This window comes from Methylomonas subterranea (assembly GCF_024505185.1).
Taxonomy (GTDB): domain Bacteria; phylum Pseudomonadota; class Gammaproteobacteria; order Methylococcales; family Methylomonadaceae; genus Methylomonas; species Methylomonas subterranea.
Genome location: NZ_JANIBJ010000033.1, coordinates 1 through 20208, shown reverse-complemented (window position 1 = coordinate 20208; position 20208 = coordinate 1). Strand labels below are relative to the sequence as shown.

At 53.7% G+C, this 20208-nt stretch carries 20 protein-coding genes; 8 read left to right on the top strand and 12 right to left on the bottom strand.

From position 1 onward, the window contains the following. The first annotated feature begins 13 nt into the window (after positions 1–13). Entirely contained in the window at positions 14–211 is a 198-nt protein-coding gene (locus NP590_RS15895) for a hypothetical protein (protein WP_256603606.1), read from the top strand. Here NP590_RS15895 and NP590_RS15890 read toward each other — a convergent pair. The 5 genes from NP590_RS15890 to NP590_RS15870 form a co-directional block, all read right to left on the bottom strand. Further along, positions 198–860: an ABC transporter ATP-binding protein gene (locus tag NP590_RS15890; RefSeq protein ID WP_256603605.1), complete on the bottom strand. Its 663-nt coding sequence runs from the start codon at positions 858–860 to the stop codon at positions 198–200. The two genes, NP590_RS15895 and NP590_RS15890, sit on opposite strands and share 14 nt — an antisense overlap. Next, positions 857–1993, bottom strand: a complete 1137-nt coding sequence (locus NP590_RS15885; RefSeq protein ID WP_256603604.1) for an efflux RND transporter periplasmic adaptor subunit — start codon at positions 1991–1993, stop codon at positions 857–859. Before NP590_RS15885 ends, NP590_RS15890 begins: the two co-directional genes overlap by 4 nt. Positions 1994–2252: 259 nt before the next feature. Then, entirely contained in the window at positions 2253–3569 is a 1317-nt protein-coding gene (gene mtoX / locus NP590_RS15880) for a methanethiol oxidase (RefSeq protein ID WP_256603603.1), read from the bottom strand. Between the two features lie 121 nt (positions 3570–3690). After that, a complete protein-coding gene (locus NP590_RS15875; RefSeq protein ID WP_256603602.1) occupies positions 3691–3963 on the bottom strand; it encodes a DUF4242 domain-containing protein in 273 nt (90 codons plus the stop codon). Between the two features lie 234 nt (positions 3964–4197). Next, on the bottom strand, positions 4198–4794 hold the full coding sequence (locus tag NP590_RS15870) for a TetR/AcrR family transcriptional regulator (RefSeq protein WP_256603601.1): 597 nt from the start codon (positions 4792–4794) through the stop codon (positions 4198–4200). Positions 4795–5038: 244 nt separating this feature from the next. Between NP590_RS15870 and NP590_RS15865 the strand changes: the two genes are divergently transcribed. The 5 genes from NP590_RS15865 (at position 5039) to glk (ending at position 12019) form a co-directional block, all read left to right on the top strand. After that, positions 5039–5344, top strand: a complete 306-nt coding sequence (locus tag NP590_RS15865) for a hypothetical protein (RefSeq protein ID WP_256603600.1) — start codon at positions 5039–5041, stop codon at positions 5342–5344. A gap of 198 nt (positions 5345–5542) precedes the next feature. Next, positions 5543–7105: a bifunctional aminoglycoside phosphotransferase/ATP-binding protein gene (locus NP590_RS15860; RefSeq protein WP_256603599.1), complete on the top strand. Its 1563-nt coding sequence runs from the start codon at positions 5543–5545 to the stop codon at positions 7103–7105. A gap of 68 nt (positions 7106–7173) precedes the next feature. Beyond that, positions 7174–7740 carry a dCTP deaminase gene (gene dcd / locus NP590_RS15855; protein WP_256603598.1) on the top strand — a complete coding sequence of 189 codons (567 nt, stop codon included), beginning with the start codon at positions 7174–7176 and terminating at the stop codon, positions 7738–7740. A gap of 41 nt (positions 7741–7781) precedes the next feature. Continuing rightward, the gene (locus NP590_RS15850; RefSeq protein ID WP_256603597.1) at positions 7782–11018 is read left to right on the top strand and encodes a glycoside hydrolase family 15 protein; all 3237 of its coding nucleotides are present in this window, start codon (positions 7782–7784) and stop codon (positions 11016–11018) included. An 11-nt stretch (positions 11019–11029) separates the two neighbouring features. After that, complete coding sequence (gene glk, locus NP590_RS15845; protein WP_256603596.1) at positions 11030–12019, top strand: glucokinase; 990 nt, start codon at positions 11030–11032, stop codon at positions 12017–12019. Positions 12020–12112: 93 nt separating this feature from the next. Here the strand turns inward: glk and NP590_RS15840 are convergent, their stop codons facing one another. The 6 genes from NP590_RS15840 to NP590_RS15815 form a co-directional block, all read right to left on the bottom strand. Further along, positions 12113–12538: a hypothetical protein gene (locus tag NP590_RS15840; protein ID WP_256603595.1), complete on the bottom strand. Its 426-nt coding sequence runs from the start codon at positions 12536–12538 to the stop codon at positions 12113–12115. 457 nt (positions 12539–12995) lie between these two features. Continuing rightward, positions 12996–13526 carry a hypothetical protein gene (locus NP590_RS15835; RefSeq protein ID WP_256603594.1) on the bottom strand — a complete coding sequence of 177 codons (531 nt, stop codon included), beginning with the start codon at positions 13524–13526 and terminating at the stop codon, positions 12996–12998. Positions 13527–13677: 151 nt separating this feature from the next. Further along, positions 13678–14754 carry a phosphotransferase enzyme family protein gene (locus NP590_RS15830; protein ID WP_256603593.1) on the bottom strand — a complete coding sequence of 359 codons (1077 nt, stop codon included), beginning with the start codon at positions 14752–14754 and terminating at the stop codon, positions 13678–13680. Further along, on the bottom strand, positions 14751–15338 hold the full coding sequence (gene rdgB / locus NP590_RS15825; RefSeq protein WP_256603592.1) for an RdgB/HAM1 family non-canonical purine NTP pyrophosphatase: 588 nt from the start codon (positions 15336–15338) through the stop codon (positions 14751–14753). Before rdgB ends, NP590_RS15830 begins: the two co-directional genes overlap by 4 nt. A gap of 19 nt (positions 15339–15357) precedes the next feature. Continuing rightward, positions 15358–16089, bottom strand: a complete 732-nt coding sequence (gene rph / locus NP590_RS15820) for a ribonuclease PH (protein WP_256603591.1) — start codon at positions 16087–16089, stop codon at positions 15358–15360. Positions 16090–16205: 116 nt separating this feature from the next. Next, positions 16206–17102: a serine/threonine protein kinase gene (locus NP590_RS15815; protein ID WP_256603590.1), complete on the bottom strand. Its 897-nt coding sequence runs from the start codon at positions 17100–17102 to the stop codon at positions 16206–16208. 56 nt (positions 17103–17158) lie between these two features. On the opposite strand from NP590_RS15815, the gene NP590_RS15810 reads away from it, so the two are divergent. Both NP590_RS15810 and NP590_RS15805 read left to right on the top strand, forming a co-directional pair. After that, positions 17159–18010 carry a YicC/YloC family endoribonuclease gene (locus tag NP590_RS15810; RefSeq protein WP_256603589.1) on the top strand — a complete coding sequence of 284 codons (852 nt, stop codon included), beginning with the start codon at positions 17159–17161 and terminating at the stop codon, positions 18008–18010. 177 nt (positions 18011–18187) lie between these two features. After that, complete coding sequence (locus tag NP590_RS15805) at positions 18188–19447, top strand: tyrosine-type recombinase/integrase (protein ID WP_256603588.1); 1260 nt, start codon at positions 18188–18190, stop codon at positions 19445–19447. Between the two features lie 72 nt (positions 19448–19519). Here the strand turns inward: NP590_RS15805 and NP590_RS15800 are convergent. Further along, on the bottom strand, positions 19520–20208 hold a 689-nt coding region (locus NP590_RS15800; protein ID WP_256603587.1), incomplete at its 5' end, for a hypothetical protein.

The following is a 20208-nucleotide window of genomic DNA, read 5'->3' as shown; positions in this document are numbered from 1 at the left end:
CAGGAGGGTCGAAATGAAAAAAGTACGCAAAATAGTTTATTGCTCGCGTTGCGGCGATGAAATATCAGCGGAGGAATTGGCACTGCTGCCCGGCACGACCTGTGCCTTGTGTAGCCATATGCAATACGAGGCGCGCGAAATCCGGCAACAAAAGCGCAAAGCCATTGTGCCGGTCCTACCCTTGCACTCCATAGCCGTCAATTCGAGATAAGCCCGTCCACGATTCGAAGATGCCGGCGCGCCCGCGCGCCGATATTGCCGTCATGGGTGATGACCATCAAGGTCACGCCTTCTCCGTTGAGTTGCTCCAACAAATCGATGATCTCCATCCCGGCCTTGCTGTCCAGGTTGCCGGTGGGTTCGTCGGCCAGCAGTAGCGAGGGCCGCATAATCATGGCCCTGGCAATGGCGATGCGTTGCAACTGCCCGCCCGACAACTGACTGGGTTTATGCTCGGCGCGATCGGACAGATTCACCGCTTCCAAGGCCCGCCGCACCTTCTGTTTCCGCGTCTTGCCGGCCATGCCGGCCAATATCAGCGGCATTTCAATATTTTCGGCGGCGGTCAAGCGCGGAATCAAGTGAAAAAACTGAAACACAAAGCCGATGTTTTCCCGGCGGATCTTGGCCAGCTCGTCGTCGCTTTGCCGGGTAACGTCATGCCCATTGAGGACATAACGGCCCGAAGTCGGTTGATCCAGCAGCGCAATGATATTCAGCAAGGTGGATTTACCGGAACCAGACGGCCCCATGACGGAAACATAATCGCCGCGCTCAATCGATAGATCGATCCCGTTCAAGGCTCGCACGGTCTGGTCTCCAACCTGAAAATACCTATGGATATTATCGAGCCGTATCATGGTTTTGGCTTAACCTTGGCGCCATCCACGACACCTTCCTTGCCTAGTGAAATCGCCACCCGGTCACCGGCATTCAATCCGGACAACACTTCGGTATAACTCCAGTTGGCCAGGCCCGCTTGAAAGCTTTGTTCGCGCAATACATTGTCCGCATCCAGCTTGAGTACCCGGTTGTTTTCCAGAATGGCTTCGGCCGGCAGGCGGAGGGCGTTGTCTTTGCCGGCCACTTGCACTTCGATATCCGCGCTGTAGCCAGGCAGCAATTCCGCCAAATCCCTGGGTTCTTTCAAGGTCACTTCCACTTCCACGGTACGGGCCTGTTTTTCCTTTTCCAGCACATACGGAGCGATGCGGGTGACGACGCCGGAGCAGCGCTTGTCGGGAAAGGCATCCAGGGTTACGCAGGCGCGCATGCCGGTTTCCAGCGCGGCGGCATCGACTTCGTCTATGGGCGCCGAAACCGTCAGACAGCTGACATCCAGCAAATCGATGGGCGGCAGCGTGGGTATGCCGGGCGGCGACGGAGTAACGAATTCGCCGAGCTCGGCATTCACCTCGGCCACTGTTCCGTCGAATGGCGCCAATACCAAGGTGCGGCGCACGGCGGCCTCGGCAACCGCAACCTGCGCTTCGGCCACTTCGACCGCCTCCAACGCCGCCTGGCAGGCGGCGCGCTGCGATTTGCCGCCGGTGACTGATTTGTCGACCTGTTCGACCGAGACAATCTGTTTACTGCCTTGCAAGCGCTTCATGCGCGCGGCCTCGCGCTCGGCACCGCCCGCCAGTTGACAAGCTTGCTCGGCACTGGCTTTACTGGCCTTGATCTGGGCTTTTTGCAGGCCGACCTGGGCTTTCAGATCCTGGTTCCAGACCTCCAGCAACAATTGCCCCCGTTGAACCTTGTCGCCTTCCTTGACATGCAGCGCCGCCACTTGGCCGCCGGTAGCCGGCGCCAGATAGGCGCGGCGGCAGGCTTTCACCGTGCCGACCCTGGTGTTGGATACCGTCGACCGCACTTCGCCGGGACCTAGCGTATAAATATCCACCTCCACCGGCCCTGGCCCGCGGCTGTAGAAAAACAGAGCAATCAGCAGCGCCGAAAGGGCAAAAATGACCAGCGGTTTAATTTTCATGGCGGTTGGGGGGCGAACCTGAATGGCTTGAGGCGGTTAGCCTACCGCGACTAAGCCGATTTTCAAAGCGGCGGTTTTGGCGGGAAGGGGAAATAGATATCCGGCCTGTCCCATGCTTCGCTGGCGCTTTTATAGTCATTGCACTTCAAATTTCGGTTGTTAATTCCCTCACCCGGAGGGCGAGGGATGGGGTGCCGAAATTTGAAGTTCGAAAGGCATAAAAGGAAGCTAGGCCGGACAAGCCGGATGGAGCGGACCGTTACATGCCGGCTTTTTTTCCGTACAGCGAATAAGCGCCAAAGCGCATCTGGTGCGCCCGGCCCAGTTTCTCTTTATTGAAGTCAATCGAGAACTGCTCGGTCAACTTGTTGCCGTCCCAGTTGTAGGCCTTGAAGAATTGCTCGTTATCGGCGCCTTTTTTGTCCCAATTCGCCAGCAGCGACGAGGTGTAATACAGGCGTTTGCCGTCCCAGCTGGAGGACACCATGTTGACTTGGGAGGCGATTTTTTGTTCGAACACTTGTTTGGGGTGGAATGGGTCGCTGATGTCGAAACGGCGGGTCATGCCGTCCATGAAGGTGTTGACCCACAGGGTTTTGTCATCGCTGGAGATGGAAATATCCACCGGCAGCGGGATCTTGGCCGGATCGCCAATGTCCGCGACGTCCTTGGCTTGCCATTCGCCCTTGTCGTCCTGATGAATCAGCCAGATTTTCGAAGTCAGCGCGGTGCTGGTGAAGCAATAGTTATGCTCTTCCGCCCAGGCGCAACGAATTTCCAGCGGCGCGCCGGGCACGTCGAAGACTTTTTTAGGCTGGCGACTATGCAGGTCCCATTGCACCACGGTATTGCCGAAGCGCTTCATCGCTTCCGGGTCGTTCAGCATCTTGCCGAAATCCATCATGTAGTTCGACCAACCGGTAAACGACGAAGTCAACATCAGGTTTTTACGCGGCAGGGCACGAATATCGTAGTTGTAACCGTCGGCGTATTTGCCGGATTTGATGGCACCTTGCAAATTGCTGTCGGTCGGCAGCCAGTAGGTGGCGATGTAATCGCCGGCATTGCTGTATTCCACAATCGCCGTGCGGCCGCCGTGGTCTTTGTTGTTGGACAAACCGGTGATGATCATCCGCCCCGGCAAGGCATACAAACTATGAGGACCGACCACGCCGCCGCTCTTGGCAACGAAATCGGTGATGGTCTTGGTCAATTTGGGCTTGGCCGGATCGCTGGCAACATCGAAGATGAAAATCTTGTTGGTATCCAAACCGCCGGCCCACAGGAAACGGCGGTCGTCGGTGAAGTCGGAATGGTGGGCCTCATTACGACCGCCCACGGACAGGCTGGCAACCACCTTGCCGTATTGCTTGGACTGGGGATTTACGTCGACGGTGACCAGTTTGTCCTGTTCGTCGCCGACGCCTTCCGCGCCCAAGGTCCAGATGTAAACGAAATCCTCCTGACCGGTGATTTTCGCCATGTACGGCGAGGCACAAGTTTCGTCGGCTTGCACGGAAAGGCTGGCGGTGCCGAGCAATAGCGCGGCGGTGAATGTAGTTAGTTTGAATGTCATGAGAGTTCTCCCCCGAGAGTTTTATTGTAGTTTTACCCGTAGGATGTGCCGACCTTAGGAGGCGCATCGTTCGAGATTGATGCGCTTCACTGCGTTCAGCACATCCTACGGCGGTGTGGTATCAATCGCCCGTGGTCGGATCGATGATGGTGGTAATTCGTTCGATGCGATTGGCCGGGAAACCGCCTTGTTCGGCATGTTCGCGTATCGCCTGCTCGCTGTCCGCAATGTAAATGCAATACACCTTGTCGCCGGTTACGTAGCTGTACAGCCATTGAATGCGCGGCCCCATATCGCGTAGCACCCCGCAGGATTTTTGCGAAATACCTTGCAGTTCGATCGCCGTCAGTTTACCGGCGCCGGGAATATCGCGTTCGATAATGTATTTGGGCATGATGACCTCCTGATAAATGACCGGTCGTCTACTCGGTCGATTCTAAAAAAGCCGCCGAAAAGGCAGCGGTTATTTGCATCGTATGGCACTCTCCAACCAGTCCTAAACTTCCCAGAACGGATTGCTCCGAATAAGCTAGCGCATTCGACGGCAGGCAGAACACTTTCCGTGCGAAGACGCCGCCGTTAATCGTCCCTCCGCCTCTGCTACGCGCTCAAGCTCAAGCTCCGCTATTTAAATCTTAAAATAATCATCCAGCAAATCCCGGCAAACCGCTTTCAAAGGCTCCACCGATTGCTCCACCTTCATTCTCAACAGCGCGCCCTGCCAACCATTCAGCATCAAATCGGCCATGCTTTTCGCCGAACGATCCACGCGAACTTTGCCTTGCAACTGGCCGCGTTCCAGGGCGGTTTTTTGTAAATTACTGTAGCGTTCGACCGCGTCCAGCAAGGCTTTTTGGCACAGCGGACTGGTATCGCCGATCTCGCCCATTAAATTGCCCAGCAAGCAGCCACCCTTGAAACCGGTTCGCTCGACTTCCGCGATCAGTTCCATGTAATAGGCTTTCAAGGCCGCCAAGCCATCCAGATTCGGGTTTTGCAGGTGCCCGGACAAACGCTGGATGAAAGGTTCAATGTAATGATGAATGGCTTCGGCGGCGAATTGTTCCTTACTGTTGAAATAGCTGTAAAAAGAACCCTTGGGGATTTGCACCGTATCCAGGATCTCTTTCAAGCCGGTAGCGTGATAGCCTTTTTCCAGCAGCAAGCTGACGCCTTGCTCCAGCAGTCTGTCCTTTTTGATCTGTTTGGGTTTTAAATTCGGCATGAACTAATTATGCGACCGGTCGTCTTTATTGTAAAGCTCAAATTTTCCGCTTGCTCCGGTTTAACGATCGGCTTTATGCATTCAGAAATACTTAAGCCGAGACGGTTATGTTGAAAAACGACTCTTGGCAAGACGGGGTCACAACTGGTATATTTATCTAAACCATTGATAAAAAACAAATAATTTACCATTATTTATCCATAGAAGCGCTGTTAGCCTGCAGCTTGACCATTACTGATTCGCCATGAACTCTGAAAAGCATTTTCGCCGCAGTCATGCAAGACGCCAAAGCGAGAGGAGAAGCAACCCCTTCGCGTTCAATTCGCCGGAATGGATAGCCGTGATGAGGGAAAACTATGAGTTATGGCCCAAACAGGAGCGCAGAACCCTGGAACGCCGCACGGCAGACCGGCGCTCGGCGGAACGGCGGGTGCAGCGCGGAAATTCTTTCGCCGCCAGACATTTGCGCCGATCCGGCCGCCCGTTTTCCGAAGACATTTTGGCGGAAGATGAGAAGAAAATGATCATGGATTTGTTTCGCGACGATTGATCTTCAGTCGGCATCCGGCATTCTTAGCGCCGGTTTTCCCGCCGCGAGCCGAACGCATTTGCCCGCAACGTCAGCCGCATAAGAGCCGCCGCGACCAACGCACCTTAAACTTTTTCAGCCGCTCGCTAGCGACGACTGCTATATTCCAAACGCCCGACTTTAGGCCCTCTCATTTCAACGACTGAATGTGAAACCTCCATGGTAAACGGCGATTTGGACTGTACATTAATCGAATCTTTAAAAAATCCGGCCTGTTATCCGCATCCGGTTGACTCGGTCCGCCTGCTGGAAACCCATATATCCTGGGTGCTGTTGGCGGGCGACTTCGCCTATAAAATCAAAAAACCTGTGGATTTCGGCTTCCTGAACTTTACCGAATTAACCTGTCGGCAGCGGTTTTGCCGGGAAGAATTGCGCCTGAACCGCCGCTTGGCGCCCAGTATCTATCTGGATGTGATAGGCCTGGGTGGTGGCCCGCAACAACCGATCTTCGGAGCCGAACCGGCTTTCGAATACGCGGTCAAAATGCGCCGTTTCGCCGAACAGGATTTACTGGACCATGTGCTGGCGCGCGGTGCATTGACTCGCCGGCACATGCAAAATCTGGCCTATACCCTGGCCGGGTTTCACGCCGGTTTGCCGCCGGCCACGGCTGATTCCGGTCACGGCACCGCCGAGGCCGTGGCCTTGCCCGCCCGACAAAATTTTCAGCAACTGGCCTTGTTGTTGCCCCCGGGCCAGTCTAGCCGACTGGCGGATTTGCGGGCGGCATCCGAAAGGGAATATGCCGCCTGCCTGCCGTTGTTTACGCAACGCCGGCGGGACGGTATGGTACGGGAATGCCACGGCGATTTGCATTTGGGCAATATCGTTTTACTCGGCGGGCAACCGACGCCGTTCGACGGCATAGAATTCAATCCGGCCCTGCGCTGGATAGATGTCATGAACGATATCGCCTTTCTGTTGATGGATTTGCAACAGCGGCAACGACCCGATTTAGCCTTCGCTTTTCTCGATGCTTATATGCAAGCGAGCGGCGATTATGCCGGCCTGGGCGTGTTGCGGTTTTATCTGGCTTACCGTTCCATGGTGATGGCCAAAGTCAGCGCGATTCGGGCGGCTCAGTTGGGCGGACACGGCATGCCGACGCAATGCCGGCGTTATCTGGCCCTGGCCGGCAAATTTTATCTGCCCGCCAAGCCCGGCTTGATCATTACTCACGGCCTGCCCGGCTGCGGCAAGACCACTCTTTCGCAACTGATACTGGAAAAACTGGGCTGCATCCGCCTACGCTCGGATGTCGAACGCAAGCGCCTGTTCGGCTTGCAACCCCATCAAACCGGCGCAACCGAGATTTACGCCGCCGAAGCCAGCGCGAAAACCTACCGGCATTTATTGCGGTTGGCCAGCGACATCTTGCATTCGGGATATTCCGTAATTGTCGACGCCGCCTTTCTGAAGCTGGCCGAGCGCCGGCAATTTCAAGCTCTGGCCGATAATCTAAACGTTCCGTTTGCCATCGCGGCGATTGAAGTCGACGAAACCTTGCAGCGGCAACGACTGAGCAATCGGCAAAACGATGCCTCCGATGCCGACACCACGGTACTGGATTTTTTAAAAACCGCCCACGAAACCTTAAGCGGCGAAGAGCTCGAATCCTCGGTTATATGGCTCAATAACGGCTCCGAGGCGGATATTTACAGCCAAAGCTCCGCCTGGGATAGATTAAATCGCTTATTGCGGCGGGTTGAGACGGATTAAGGCTAAATTTTTCCGCTTCGATATGCTATTTTGACCGCTCGTTTACTTAGTCAATTGCAACAAGCCAGATGAGCATAAAATCAGACCAATGGATACGCCGCATGTCAGAGCAACACGGCATGATTGAACCGTTTCAAGCCGGACAGGTGCGCGAATCGGCGCAGGGCCGCATCATTTCCTACGGCACATCCAGTTACGGTTACGATGTGCGCTGCTCCAACGAATTCAAAATCTTCACCAACATCAACTCCACCATCGTCGACCCCAAGGATTTCGACGAAGGCAGTTTCGTCGACGTCAAATCCGATGTCTGCATCATCCCGCCCAACTCCTTCGCCCTGGCGCGGACCGTGGAATATTTCCGCATTCCCCGCGACGTACTGGTGGTCTGTCTGGGTAAATCGACTTATGCCCGCTGCGGCATCATCGTCAACGTCACGCCGCTGGAGCCGGAATGGGAAGGTCACGTGACGCTGGAGTTCTCGAACACCACGCCCTTGCCGGCCAAAATCTACGCCAACGAAGGCGTGGCGCAAATGCTGTTCTTCGGCGGCGATGAAGTCTGCGAAACTTCCTACAAGGACAGGGGCGGTAAATATCAGGGACAGGTGGGCGTCACTTTACCCAAGGCGTAAACGCCTTCCAAGCGATGTATAAACAATTTTTCAGTCAGAATATGTCAGCAACCCAGGAACCCACGGGCAACACCTCTTCTTCCGCGCCGGACGGCCTGGACAGTTATTACCGTCAGGTGCAAGGCATTATTCTGAACCGGCAGGATTGGGTCAGCGGCTTGTTGCCGGCCAGCACCGCCGTCACCACGCACGGCAATTACACCGATGCCTGGGTACGCGACAATGTCTACAGCATTCTGGCTGCCTGGGGTCTGGCCCTGGCCTATAGACGCAACGGCCAGCGTCCGGACCGCACCTACGAGTTGGAACAAAGCGTGGTCAAGTTGATGCGCGGCTTGTTGACCGCCATGCTGCGCCAGTCCGCCAAGGTGGAAAAATTCAAGCATAGCCAGGACCCGATGGACGCCCTGCATGCCAAATACGATACCCATAGCGGCGAGGTGGTGGTCGGCGACCATGAGTGGGGGCATTTGCAACTGGATGCCACCTCGCTGTTCCTGCTGATGTTGGCGCAGATGACGGCTTCCGGTCTGCGTATCGTCTTTACGCTGGATGAAGTCAACTTCGTGCAAAACCTGGTGCACTACGTCAGCCGCACCTACCGCACGCCGGATTACGGCATCTGGGAGCGCGGCAATAAAATGAACCATGGCCAAGCGGAACTGAACGCCAGTTCCATCGGCATGGCCAAGGCGGCATTGGAAGCGTTGGCCAATTTCAATCTGTTCGGCAAGGAAGGCGGCCAAAGTTCGGTCATTCACGTGGTCAGCGACGATATTGCCCGTACCCGCATCACGCTGGAATCGTTGTTGCCGCGCGAATCGATTTCCAAGGAAGTCGATGCGGCGGTATTGAGCGTGACCGGCTTTCCGGCCTTTGCGGTCGACAATCCTGAATTACGCCATAAAACCCAGACGGCCATCGTGGACAAACTGCAAGGCCTTTACGGTTGCAAGCGCTTTCTGCTGGACGGCCACCAAACCGTGCTGGAAGACCACAACCGGCTGCACTACGAACCCAACGAACTCAAGCAGTTTGCCGACATCGAATGCGAATGGCCGCTGTTTTTCTGTTATCTGTTGTTGAACGGCTTGTTTAACGGCGACGCCCGGACTGCGTCGGACTATCGGCGCAAGCTGGAAGGACTGCGGGTGGAAGAAAACGGCCAATGGTTGCTGCCCGAACTTTATTGGGTACCGGCGGAGGCCGTCCAGGCCGAGAAAGCCGAACCACACAGCCAGCAACGTAAGCCCAACGAAAACGTTCCCTTGGTATGGGCGCAAAGCCTATTTATTTTGGGTTGCCTGCTGCAGGACGGTTTTATCGACTTGGCCGACATTGACCCACTGGGTCGACACCTTGCCACCGAGCAAAAACCCCTATCCTCCGTGCAAGTCGCGCTGCTGGCGGAAGACGAAGCAGTCAAGGCGGAATTGAACGGGTACGGTATTCCCTGCCAGACCCGGGCGGAAATTGCCCCCATCCAGGTAAGGGAAGCCAGCGAGCTGGCGGCGGCCTACACCCAGGTCGGCCGCAACGACCGCATAGGATTGAGCGGCCGGCCCTTGCGCCAGCTGCGCACGCTGTCGACTTCCAAATTATATGAGCTGGCCGGCGAACCCTTGTTGTTCCTGCCGCAGTTCCTGGATCAAAAAGGCTTTTATATCGCCATGGACAACCAGCTGTTGATTCAACGCTTGCGACTAGAGCTGGCTTACATCGCCAAACACTGGGATAAACCCGGCCTGCCCTTGGTGGTTATCAATATCAAACAGAATATGCTGTCCGGCGAGGATGGACAGGTATTGCTGGGTTTCATTCAACAGCTGCAAACCGGCAACCTGAACGGCGTATCGATACGGCTGGCGCCCTTGGCCGGTTTTCTGGATACGGTCTGCCGGGAAAAAATCGGCTATCTGCACGATTTCAAATTTTCCGAAGTGGTTTGGAGCGAGCCGGAACGGCCGTTTGCCGACTTACTGGCCCATGGCGATTCGCTACCGCAACCGATGGACAATTACCGGCTGACCGAATGGGAAATCGGCAACGATGAGGCCTTGCTAAGCGCATTGCAGCACAACGGCAATCTGTTCGCGCAGTTGGAAGCCTTGGCTTTACTGGCCCAACGCCACGGCCTTGAGCATGACAGTGGCCTGAGCAACGCCAACGGGCAAAGCGCGCGGGTGCGGGATTTACTGGAGGAAGTATATCTGCGGGCCGGCGATTCGCATCTCTGGCAAATCGTGCGCCGCTGCGCCGGGTTGCTGGGCAAATACGACATCAATCTTGAACAGGCGGCCACCGAAATTCTGGTACGCCAGCACGGCTTGACGGTGGGAAGGGCTTACAGCGGCAAGGCCACCTTGCGCAGGCCGACCGATTCCTGGCAAATCCTGGAAATCATTCGCGCCTTTAACCCGGACGATAGCAGTCAGCAGATCTTGACTCAGGAATTGATCATTTACCTGGGCATGCTGATCAAGTTGAATCCGGATTTGTTTGCCGACATGCACACCATCCGGGTCGGACATATTCTGCAATTGATCATTGCCCGGCAAAAACGCCTAGGCAGCAGTTCGCTGGACGCGGCCTTCGGCGACATCATGGCCTTGCCGCCGCATTGCCTGTCGCAATTGGTCAGGGAAACCCTGGAAGATTACAGCAACAGCGAAACCCAATTGGGCAGGGTGGAAACGCTACACTACGAAGGCCAGCGGCAAGGTTTGGGCGCGGCGCGCTTTCCGGCCGACATGGACCCTCCGCACTTCGGCGGTGCCGAGGACTGGTATGCCTGGCGCGAACAACAGGGCAGCGTCGGCCGCGAAAACGAGGCATTTTTCGGCGGAATCTGGGATTTGCTGCACCACTGCAGGGGCCTGATGATAGGCGAAAAATACAATAGCAAGCGCCGTATCGACAGCGAAATCATGCTGGCGCAGATGACGGCCGGCGAGCAAAGCTTCAGGCTACACATCAATCATGTGTTAAACAAGATTCAGGCACCGGTTTACCGGCAACTCAGCGTGGAAGCCCTGCGCGCCCTGGCATCCATAGTACGCGACAATCCCGATCTTTACATCGACGACACGCTGGTGACCGATATACTGATAGGCCATGCGGTGAGGATCTGCTGGCTGCAAGAACACCCGCAGTATTACGACCATTACGACGACTGTGTGTCGCTGGCTTGGCAGGCTTTTTATCAATTGCCGCCGCATGCCTTGGCCAACGGCATCCTGGATGCGCTGGTGTATTTGCTCAACCATAATCAACATTAACGGGGTCGACCATGATTCTTGCCGGCGACATAGGCGGTACCAAAACGGTTTTAGCTTTATTGGAAACGAATGCGGACGGTCAGTTGCAAACGGTGCGGGAGCAGACCTTCGCCAGCGGAGAATACGACAGTTTCGACGATATTTTGGCGCTGTTTTTGCCGGCCGACGTCCCGCTGAGTTCGGCCTGTTTTGGGGTGGCGGGTCCGGTGGTGGAACAACGCTGCTATGCCACCAATCTGAATTGGACCCTGGATGCCGAGCAACTCAAAATCATGCTGGGCACCGAAAAAGTAAAATTGCTGAACGACCTGGAAGCCATGGCCTTCGGCATGCTGCATCTGGAAGCCGGTGATTTTGTCGAGCTTAACCCCAACGCCGAGCCGCAATCCGGCAATATTGCCGTCATCGCCGCCGGCACGGGTTTAGGTGAGGCCATGCTGTATTGGGACGGCCAGCGCTATCATGCGATTGCCAGTGAAGGCGGCCACTGTTCGTTTGCGCCTCAAACCGCGCAGCAGGACGAACTGCTGCATTTCCTGCGCGGGCAATTTCCGCGGCATGTCAGCTACGAACGCATCTTGTCGGGATCCGGCTTTAGCCATTTGTACGACTTCCTGCTTGCCAACCGGTTTGCACCGCCCTGCCCGGCGGTACCTAGCGCGGAGGCCTGTAACGATAACGGTGCCGATCGCAACGCCATCATTTCCCGCCTGGGCATTAACGGCGAGGATGCCTTATGCGGCGAAGCGGTGAGACTGTTCGTGGAGATTTACGGCGCGGAGGCCGGTAATTTATTCATGAAAGCGTTTGCGACGGGTGGCGTATTTATCGGTGGCGGCATAGGCCCGAAAATACGTTCCGCCATGCAGGCCGGCGACTTTATGAGAGGGTTTTCCGCCAAGGGACGTTTTCAAGCCTTGCTGGGTAGAGTGTCGGTAAAACTGGCTTTAAATCCCAGGACGCCGCTGATTGGCGCGATACATTATTTTGCCGCCGAATAGACTGTCTTTTTGGCGTGTTAAAGCCGCCCAGTCCTTAAAGTTGACATAGCCGTTCCCCGCGGTAATCAGGGGAACGAGTATGTCGAGCGGTTCTTAGTGAGCCGCGTTGTAAAGTTTCATCATTTCTTTGTACATCGCTACCAATTCATTCAAGGTAGCCGCAGCGCCCGCATCGCCTTCTTCAACTTGGCTGCGCGCGATTCTCAGCTTGTCGCCGGCTTTTTGACGCAAACGCTCGGTACCTTCAAAACGAAATTCTTTTTGCAATTGGCGAACTTCGCTCAATACATTAGCGATTTCTGCTTTATCGGCACCTTTGGCTTGCAAGCTTGCAGCTTCTTCAACTTTAGCCAACGCGCCTTCGCCAGCTGCTCTTACTTTGGCGTCGGTTGCGCCGGCGGCAAATGCAGATGATGACATAACCAGGGCTGTTGCCATTGCCAAGGAGACCAAAGCTTTTTTAATGTTTACCATTTTTTCAAATCCAATTGTTAGAGGTGTTGTAATACTAATTAACAAAACAATTTAATGCCGATCGCATGGCTAATTAGCTGCCACTTTGTAGCAGATTCATCCTATCATAGTCAGGCAAATAAAACTTGCGGAATAAGCCATTTAACCAGGCGGATGCAAAAATAAAATGTATTACAAATTGCCTGTATTTTCGAAATGTTTTATTGGCGTTATTTATCAAAATCTTACGATATTTTATGCCAATAAACCCCAATCAGAAAAAAGGATTTTTCCGACACCGATGGCTAAATCCAACTTTAAATAAAGGTTTATTTTCCCGGATAATTAATGGGGTTAAAAATGCTCGGCAAAATGCTGGCCGGCAATAATAACCCTGGCCAAATAATGGAATTTAACGGCCCGGATTAATACTCTCGCAAAACAAACAGCCAATACATGAGAGAGGCGTAATTTAAATACGCCTTTTTGGGGAAGTCTTAGACAGTCTCGGGCTGAACCTTTATCAGCTTTTAGGTGGTAGCCGACCCAGTGCGCCTTCACGGCCGCTTGCGGCGATGTCCATCAGTTGTTGCCCCAATTCCTTGCCGACATGCAATTCATCCAGCGCGGCCTTCAACTGTTCCAACAGAATACTATAGTGGTCGTCGTCCGGCCCCAGTTTCAGCAGAAAGCTGTGGCACATGCATAGCGGGGTGATGACTTGAATATCCTGGCCGCCGATCACGTCCAGCAGGAAAGCAAAATCGTTTCCGGTCACCAGACTGGGCTTGGCATTGTTGCGAGCAAAAGCGGCGGAGAAAAACTCATCCAGCAAGTCAAGATGCTCGCTGACTTTTGCCCCGCTTAGCACTTTCTTGACCAAGGCCTTTAGCGGCTTAGTCTGTTCGGGTAGCGGGTTGCTGTTAAAAAATCGGTTGACTCGGTAGTCGTCCAGCATTTTCTCAAAACATTTATCGATGATTTGATCGAGCAGCGGCAGGTCCAGGCCGGGTAACGAAACGGGGAATTGGGTAGCTGAGTGTGTTGCCATCATGATGCTGTCTCCTGCAATATTATTGTTGTCGGGAAGCCAATCTCCAAAGCAAACGGGGCTAGCCGTTTGGTTCCAATAGTGTTCCAGTCGAATGAACTTTGTCAAAAAAACTTAGTTTTTTGCTTGGTTTTGTGGCGGCCGACCCGGCCGTTCAGCGATAAATATGCGTTGCTTTAAGGCCTTGCAGACAATAGAGCAGGTCGCGTTGGCGGTTTTGGATGCTGTCGCAAAACGCGAATTGCGTCAGGGCCCGGGTCAGATTCTGCCTGGGCTCCCGGACTTTGAAGTAGCGGTTTCCCGCCAGATAGTCGCTAAAAAAACGCAGGCCGAGTTCGAATGGAATCAACCAGATAGCCGTATAAAGATAGTCGTAATCGCTGGCGGTGAAAAAATCGCCGGCTTCGCGCAGGTAGTTTTGCAGGATTATTTTGCATTGCGACAGGTTAAAACTGTTGTCTTGTTTGTTACGGCAACTGGAGCGTATGCAGTCGCCTATATCGTAATGCAACAAACCCGGTTTAACGGTATCCAGGTCGATCAAACTGATAACCCGATCCCCTCCCGGCATAAATAGAAAGTTGTTCAGTTTTGGATCGCCGTGAATCACCCGAAGCTGTAGCTCCCCGCGCTGTTTAGCGTCCTCCAAAACCCCGATTTGCTCCCGGCGGGCCTGAATAAAAGCCCGGCAATCGATGACACCGGGGTCTTTTTCCACGGATAACGCTGGCCTCGGCAGTTGCCGGTAATGCTGAAAATAGCCGGGAGCATTGTGAAAACCCGGCAGAGTGTCGTGCAACGACTCGGCCGGCAAGTCGCGGCAAAGACGGTGAAAATGCGCCAAGGCAAAACCGACTTGCGCGGCTTCGCCATCCGAGCCGAGTTGTTCCCGGCTCTCGGCCGGCTGGATCATTTGCAGCGCTCGCCAGACTTGCCCCCCGTCGTCGCGATAAAACATTTTGCCGTCCCGGGCGGACAACAACTCCGGAATTTGCAGCTTTACCGAAGATATGGGCTTGAGCCGAATATGCCGATTCAACAGGGCCAGATTATGCACAACCCACTCGGGCTCGGGAAATACCTCGGCATTGATACGCTGCAAAACGAAGCGGCCCGCTTCCGTCGCCACCGAAAAAGTATCGTTGATCAGGCCGTTACCCAGCGGGTCGATAGTCTGAATCGACCGGTCGGACGAAAATTGTCCGGCGGCCTTTAACAGGACATCCCTCACCGCTGCTTCAGTTGCTCGGTCAGTAAGCGTAGGGCCTGGCCGCGATGACTCAAGCTGTTTTTAATTTCCGGCGCCAATTGCGCGGATGAACATTGTTGCGTTTCCAACCAAAACACCGGGTCGTAACCGAAGCCGTTTTCGCCCGCGGCCGCATGCAAAATGCGGCCTTCCCAAACGCCCTGGGCAATCAGGGGCGTGGGATCGGCGGCGTGGCGCAGATAAACCATCACGCAAATAAAACGCGCCGTGCGCAGTTCGGTTGGAACATCGCGCATTTCCAGCAACAGTTTTTCCAGATTGGCTTGATCCGACGCCCCGACGCCGGCATAACGGGCCGATATAACCCCCGGGGCGCCTTGCAAGGCATCCACCACCAAGCCGGAATCGTCGGCAATCGCCGGTAATTTGCAATGCAACGCGGCATTGCGGGCCTTGATGATGGCGTTTTCGATGAAAGTGGAACCGGTTTCGGCCGCTTCCAGCACGTTGAATTGCGACTGCGGCAGAATGTTGTCGTTCCGCAAAATGGCTTGAATCTCGCGGATTTTGCCGGAATTGCCGCTGGCTAACACAATTGATGTCATGCAGATCGGCCCGGTTTCGTTAACGGGGTTGTTTGGCGATTTCCAACGCCTGTTGTTGTTTTTCGAGCAGAAGATTGATGCCGTGCTCGGCCAATTCCAGCATGGCGTTCAGCTCGTCTTTTCTAAAGGCATGGCCTTCGGCGGTACCTTGCACTTCGATGAAATTGCCGGCCTCGTTCATGACCACATTCATGTCGGTTTCGGCCTGACTGTCTTCGGCGTAATCCAGATCCAATACCGGCACGCCGCCGAAAATACCCACCGAGACGGAAGCCACTTGGCCATGCAAGGGATTTTTCTTGATCCGGTTGGTTTTCAACAAATGCTCGATGGCGATCGACAGAGCCACAAAGCCGCCGGTAATCGACGCGGTGCGGGTGCCGCCGTCGGCCTGGATCACATCGCAATCGATGGTGATGGTGTGCTCGCCCAGCGCCTTCATGTCCAGCGCGGCGCGCAGGGAGCGGCCAATCAGACGCTGGATTTCCAGAGTGCGCCCGCCCTGTTTGCCGCGACCGGCCTCCCTGTCCATGCGGCTGTGGGTCGAACGCGGCAGCATGCCGTATTCCGCCGTTACCCAGCCTTCGCCCTTACCCTTTAAAAAACGCGGCACGCTGTTGTCGACGCTGGCGGTGCACAGCACCCGGGTGTCGCCGAATTCGACCAAAACCGACCCTTCCGCGTGCTTGGTGTAATGGCAGGTAAAACGAATATCGCGCAGTTGGTTAGGGTTGCGTCCGCTTGGTCTCATGATGGTCTCGCAAGATAAAAAATCGTCGCATTATACTGGCTTTGCCGGGCGACCCATGAACTATATCGGAACGGGACGGAGAATAGCAGCCGGACATTCGGCCGTCGCCAGTGAGATTACGGAGTCAGCGCCTGAACCAATTCAGCCACGACTTGCGGACGCTGCTCCGGCCGTATGGCCATTGCCCAGTCTATGGCCTTCAACAGATATTCGGGGAATTTGCGCTTATACGCCTTGGTCGCCGGAGGCAAGGTATCCTGCTTGGCCCGCTCGTTGGAGGGAGGCGGTATTTTCAAATCCAGACAAGCGCGCATGCTGGCGCCGACGGCATAGATATCCGTCCAAGGCCCCAGCCTGCCATGATTCTCGTATTGCTCCACCGGCGAGAAACCATTGGTCAACACCTTGGCCCGGTGGTTGCTTGGATGGCTGGGAAATTTGCGTATCGCCCCAAAATCCAGTAACAGCGGGTCGTTATCCGCCCGTATCAAGATGTTGGCGGGCTTGATATCCAGATGTACCAACTGATGGGCATGGATGATTTCGATACCCTTCAATAACGAGCAAAATACCGTCAATAAAAACGATTCGGTGGTGGGCAGAATTTTCCTATGCAGAATTTTATCCAGGCACAAACCGTAGTCATAAGTCATCACCATGTACACGGTATCGTTGGCCTGAAAGAAGTTGATCACTTCCACAATGTTGTGGTGCTTCAAGGTTGCCAAGACCTTGGCTTCCTCAAAAAACAGTGCCCGCCCGCGCATGAACATGGGCCGGGTTTCCTCGCTGTTGGGCACCACAATATTGTTCCAGGTGCGATGCGCGAGCTTGCGCGGCAAATACTCTTTTATGGCCACTTGCACCTGATCCTCCAGTTGTCTAGCCAGGTAAACGGAGCTAAAACCGCCGTGCGCAAGCTCACGCTCTATCATGTACTGATCTATAATGGTTCCCGACTGCAGATAATTCCACTGCTGCGGGTAGGTTTCCGGATCGTAATATTCGGCCATTGTTTATGCGTTTCGCGAGGTATCGCGGCGATTATAGGTGAAAAATGATTAGAAGCATGACTGCGTTCGCGGACGGCGAGATTGGCGTCGATAACTTGACCATCCTGTGCGAACTGCGGTCCGTGAATCATCGTTACAGCGACGTCAGCGTCAAACTGCCCGAACGACTGCGCTTTGCGGAAGCGGATGTGCGCCGCCTGGTGGCTGACAAACTCAAGCGCGGCAAGATCGAATGCAACTTGAGCTATAAAAAGCAGCCGGGCAGCCAAAGCTTTAACATTCACGCCGAAACCTTGCAAAAACTGCTGGCGGCAACCGCGGAAATAGAGTCCCGCATGACCAATCCGCACGCTTTTTCCGCATTGGACGTGCTGTTGTTTCCCGGCGTGCAACAAGAATCGGAAACCGACAAAGAAGCTTTGCAGGAAAAAATCATTTGCCTATTGAACGCCACCCTGGACAAGTTGCTGGAAACCAGGGCCCGCGAAGGCGCGCAATTGGCTATCCTGCTGACCGACCGTTGCGAAAAGATCGGCCAACTGGTGGAAGCAGCTCATAGACGCATGCCTGAAGTTCTGAACAACCTGCGCACGAAGCTGATTGCCCGCGTATCCGAGCTGGTGTCCGAACCGAACCATGACAGGCTGGAACAGGAACTGGTGCTGTTGGCACAAAAATTGGATGTGGCCGAAGAACTGGATCGCCTGCAAACCCACGTGGCGGAAGTCTTGCGAGCGCTCAAGCAGAAGGAGCCCATAGGCCGGCGGCTGGATTTTCTGATGCAGGAAATGAACCGGGAAGCCAACACTTTGGGCTCCAAGTCCGCCGACAGGGAAATGACCCAGATTTCCATCGACCTGAAAGTGCTGATCGAGCAAATGCGCGAGCAGATACAGAATATTGAGTGATGTTTCAGACTGTCTAAACCAATCCCAACGAACGAATCAAGCCCAGTCAATCTGGGCTTTTTTGTGTCCGTAAGCTTCCCATTTAATCCCAAACCAGCGCATAATAGATGGGCACCACTACGGGCACCACCTGGAAAAATATGGTGTATTTGGTGGTGCCCACCCTTGGAGGCTACTATGAACGAATTGACAGACATTCAGATAAAGGCATGGATTAAAAACGGCGAACGCTTTGAACAGCGTGGCGATGGTGGCGGCTTGTTTCTGAGTTATCGAGAAAACTTTGCTACACCTATATGGCGCTTTCGCTATCGTTTTGCTGGCGCTCGTAGAGTGATGAGCTTAGGCAGCTATGCCGACTTATCGTTAGCAGAAGCACGCAGACAGGCTAAAGAACTAAGGGCACGTGTGGCGCTAGGTTATGACGTAGCAGGTGAGAAGCAAGAACGCAAAGCCGAAGCCTTGGAAAAGATAGAAGCTGCAAAAAACGCTTACACGGTCGGTCAATTGGCTGATGAATATTTCACCAAAAACATACTAGGCCGCTGGAAGCATCCCAACATTGTCAGATCAAGAATCGAGAAGGATATAAAGCCCAATATCGGCAAGATACCGGTTGACGCTGTAAAGCCTATGGACATATCCAGGATGCTGCAAACCATTGTAGAGCGTGGAGCGCCAACCATTGCCAATGATGTTTTACGCTGGACAAAGCGCATGTTCGACTTTGCTATCAAGCGCCATATCATTCAGTTCAATCCTGCTTCGGCCTTTGATTTGTCGGACGCTGGCGGCAAAGAGGAAGCACGGGAAAGGGCTTTGTCACGTGATGAGCTGGTAACACTGTTTGCAGCCATGCGGAAAACGAAAGGCTTTTCATCGTTGAATGAATACGCCTTCAAACTGCTGCTGATGTTATGTGTCAGAAAAAGCGAACTGATTACCGCACGTGTTGAACAGTTCGACCTGGATAATGCCACTTGGCGACTGACTACCAGCGACACCAAAACAAAGGCAGAAATCATTATCCCCCTACCAAAGCAGGCGGTTGAATTGTTGCGGGATATTATCCGGCTGTCTGATGGTGAATACCTGTTCCCTGCCCGGCAATATCAGGACAGGCGTTTGCCCTATATCCATGAAAATACCTTGAATGTTGCACTGTCCAAAGTGAAAGCCAATATGCCAGAGGTTGAGCCGTTCACCATCCACGATTTTAGACGCACAGCCCGTACCCACCTTGCAGCCTTGGGTATTGAGTGCCACATTGCCGAACGTTGCCTAAATCACAAAATCAAGGGCGTGGAGGGTATTTATAACCGGCATGATTACTTTGACGAGCGCAAAGCCGCACTGCAAAAGCTGGCAAACTTCATAGAGGCTTGCGAAACAGGCAAGACGTGGAATGTAACCCCAATCAGAAAAGCGGCGATATAATCAAATTTAACCGGATAGCTCGACGTAGCAACAAGCGGGATTCGTCTCCCGTTTCCGGTTAATACTTTGGCCTTAATTTAGTTTAGGCTCTATCATGATTGTTTTAACCCAGCCCTTTTGTCCATTCTCTGTGGTTATTTCAGTCCATTCTCCATCAGCTTGCCCGATTAACAATTTATCTTTTTTATACAAAAGCAGTATACGCTCAGAGTTCAAAGACTGCCCCTTGTAAAGGCCCAATGGCTCAACTCTCAAGCTAGCTGAGTCGCCAGCTTTAAACTTGTTTACTACTGTTAAATTGTTAGCTTTGATTGTTTCTGGAATATCAGCAGATTTAGCTGTGCAATTGTTTCCCTGCCAAGACCAGTCTGTGATTATTCCACTGCTGTTAACGGAAAAGCGTGTGATGCATTTTAGTGAAACATTCTGTATCGGAGCCTGCTTTTGCAAATATGACGTAGATGTACCTGAATAAACCGCATACGCTGAATCCCCACTACTGCTATTGTAGGTATTTACAACCCCATTGTGGTGGGTAGTTTGAGGGGTTAAATAGGCATACCCCCCAAATGGAATATTCGTCTGACTTGAGTATTCTAAAAACCGTTTTCCGTCATTACTGATGTAAGAGTTTTGTGGAGGTCCCCAGGCCGACACTAGTTGCGAATCGTAAGCGCCAACCCATGAGTTTAAAATTTTCTCGTAATTGGCGCTGGTTGCGCATCCGCCAAGAAATAAAGCTAAAGTAAAAAACTTAGTAA

What these genes read in the sequence shown, in the direction of transcription:
- NP590_RS15835 (WP_256603594.1), bottom strand. Translation starts at nt 13,526, where the DNA reads ATGATGGCAACACACTCAGCTACCCAATTCCCCGTTTCGTTACCCGGC.
- NP590_RS15850 (WP_256603597.1), top strand. Translation starts at nt 7,782, where the DNA reads ATGTCAGCAACCCAGGAACCCACGGGCAACACCTCTTCTTCCGCGCCG.
- NP590_RS15890 (WP_256603605.1), bottom strand. Translation starts at nt 860, where the DNA reads ATGATACGGCTCGATAATATCCATAGGTATTTTCAGGTTGGAGACCAG.
- NP590_RS15895 (WP_256603606.1), top strand. Translation starts at nt 14, where the DNA reads ATGAAAAAAGTACGCAAAATAGTTTATTGCTCGCGTTGCGGCGATGAA.
- dcd (WP_256603598.1), top strand. Translation starts at nt 7,174, where the DNA reads ATGAGCATAAAATCAGACCAATGGATACGCCGCATGTCAGAGCAACAC.
- NP590_RS15875 (WP_256603602.1), bottom strand. Translation starts at nt 3,963, where the DNA reads ATGCCCAAATACATTATCGAACGCGATATTCCCGGCGCCGGTAAACTG.
- NP590_RS15860 (WP_256603599.1), top strand. Translation starts at nt 5,543, where the DNA reads ATGGTAAACGGCGATTTGGACTGTACATTAATCGAATCTTTAAAAAAT.
- rdgB (WP_256603592.1), bottom strand. Translation starts at nt 15,338, where the DNA reads ATGACATCAATTGTGTTAGCCAGCGGCAATTCCGGCAAAATCCGCGAG.
- NP590_RS15810 (WP_256603589.1), top strand. Translation starts at nt 17,159, where the DNA reads ATGACTGCGTTCGCGGACGGCGAGATTGGCGTCGATAACTTGACCATC.
- NP590_RS15805 (WP_256603588.1), top strand. Translation starts at nt 18,188, where the DNA reads ATGAACGAATTGACAGACATTCAGATAAAGGCATGGATTAAAAACGGC.
- mtoX (WP_256603603.1), bottom strand. Translation starts at nt 3,569, where the DNA reads ATGACATTCAAACTAACTACATTCACCGCCGCGCTATTGCTCGGCACC.
- NP590_RS15885 (WP_256603604.1), bottom strand. Translation starts at nt 1,993, where the DNA reads ATGAAAATTAAACCGCTGGTCATTTTTGCCCTTTCGGCGCTGCTGATT.
- NP590_RS15870 (WP_256603601.1), bottom strand. Translation starts at nt 4,794, where the DNA reads ATGCCGAATTTAAAACCCAAACAGATCAAAAAGGACAGACTGCTGGAG.
- glk (WP_256603596.1), top strand. Translation starts at nt 11,030, where the DNA reads ATGATTCTTGCCGGCGACATAGGCGGTACCAAAACGGTTTTAGCTTTA.
- NP590_RS15865 (WP_256603600.1), top strand. Translation starts at nt 5,039, where the DNA reads ATGAACTCTGAAAAGCATTTTCGCCGCAGTCATGCAAGACGCCAAAGC.
- rph (WP_256603591.1), bottom strand. Translation starts at nt 16,089, where the DNA reads ATGAGACCAAGCGGACGCAACCCTAACCAACTGCGCGATATTCGTTTT.
- NP590_RS15815 (WP_256603590.1), bottom strand. Translation starts at nt 17,102, where the DNA reads ATGGCCGAATATTACGATCCGGAAACCTACCCGCAGCAGTGGAATTAT.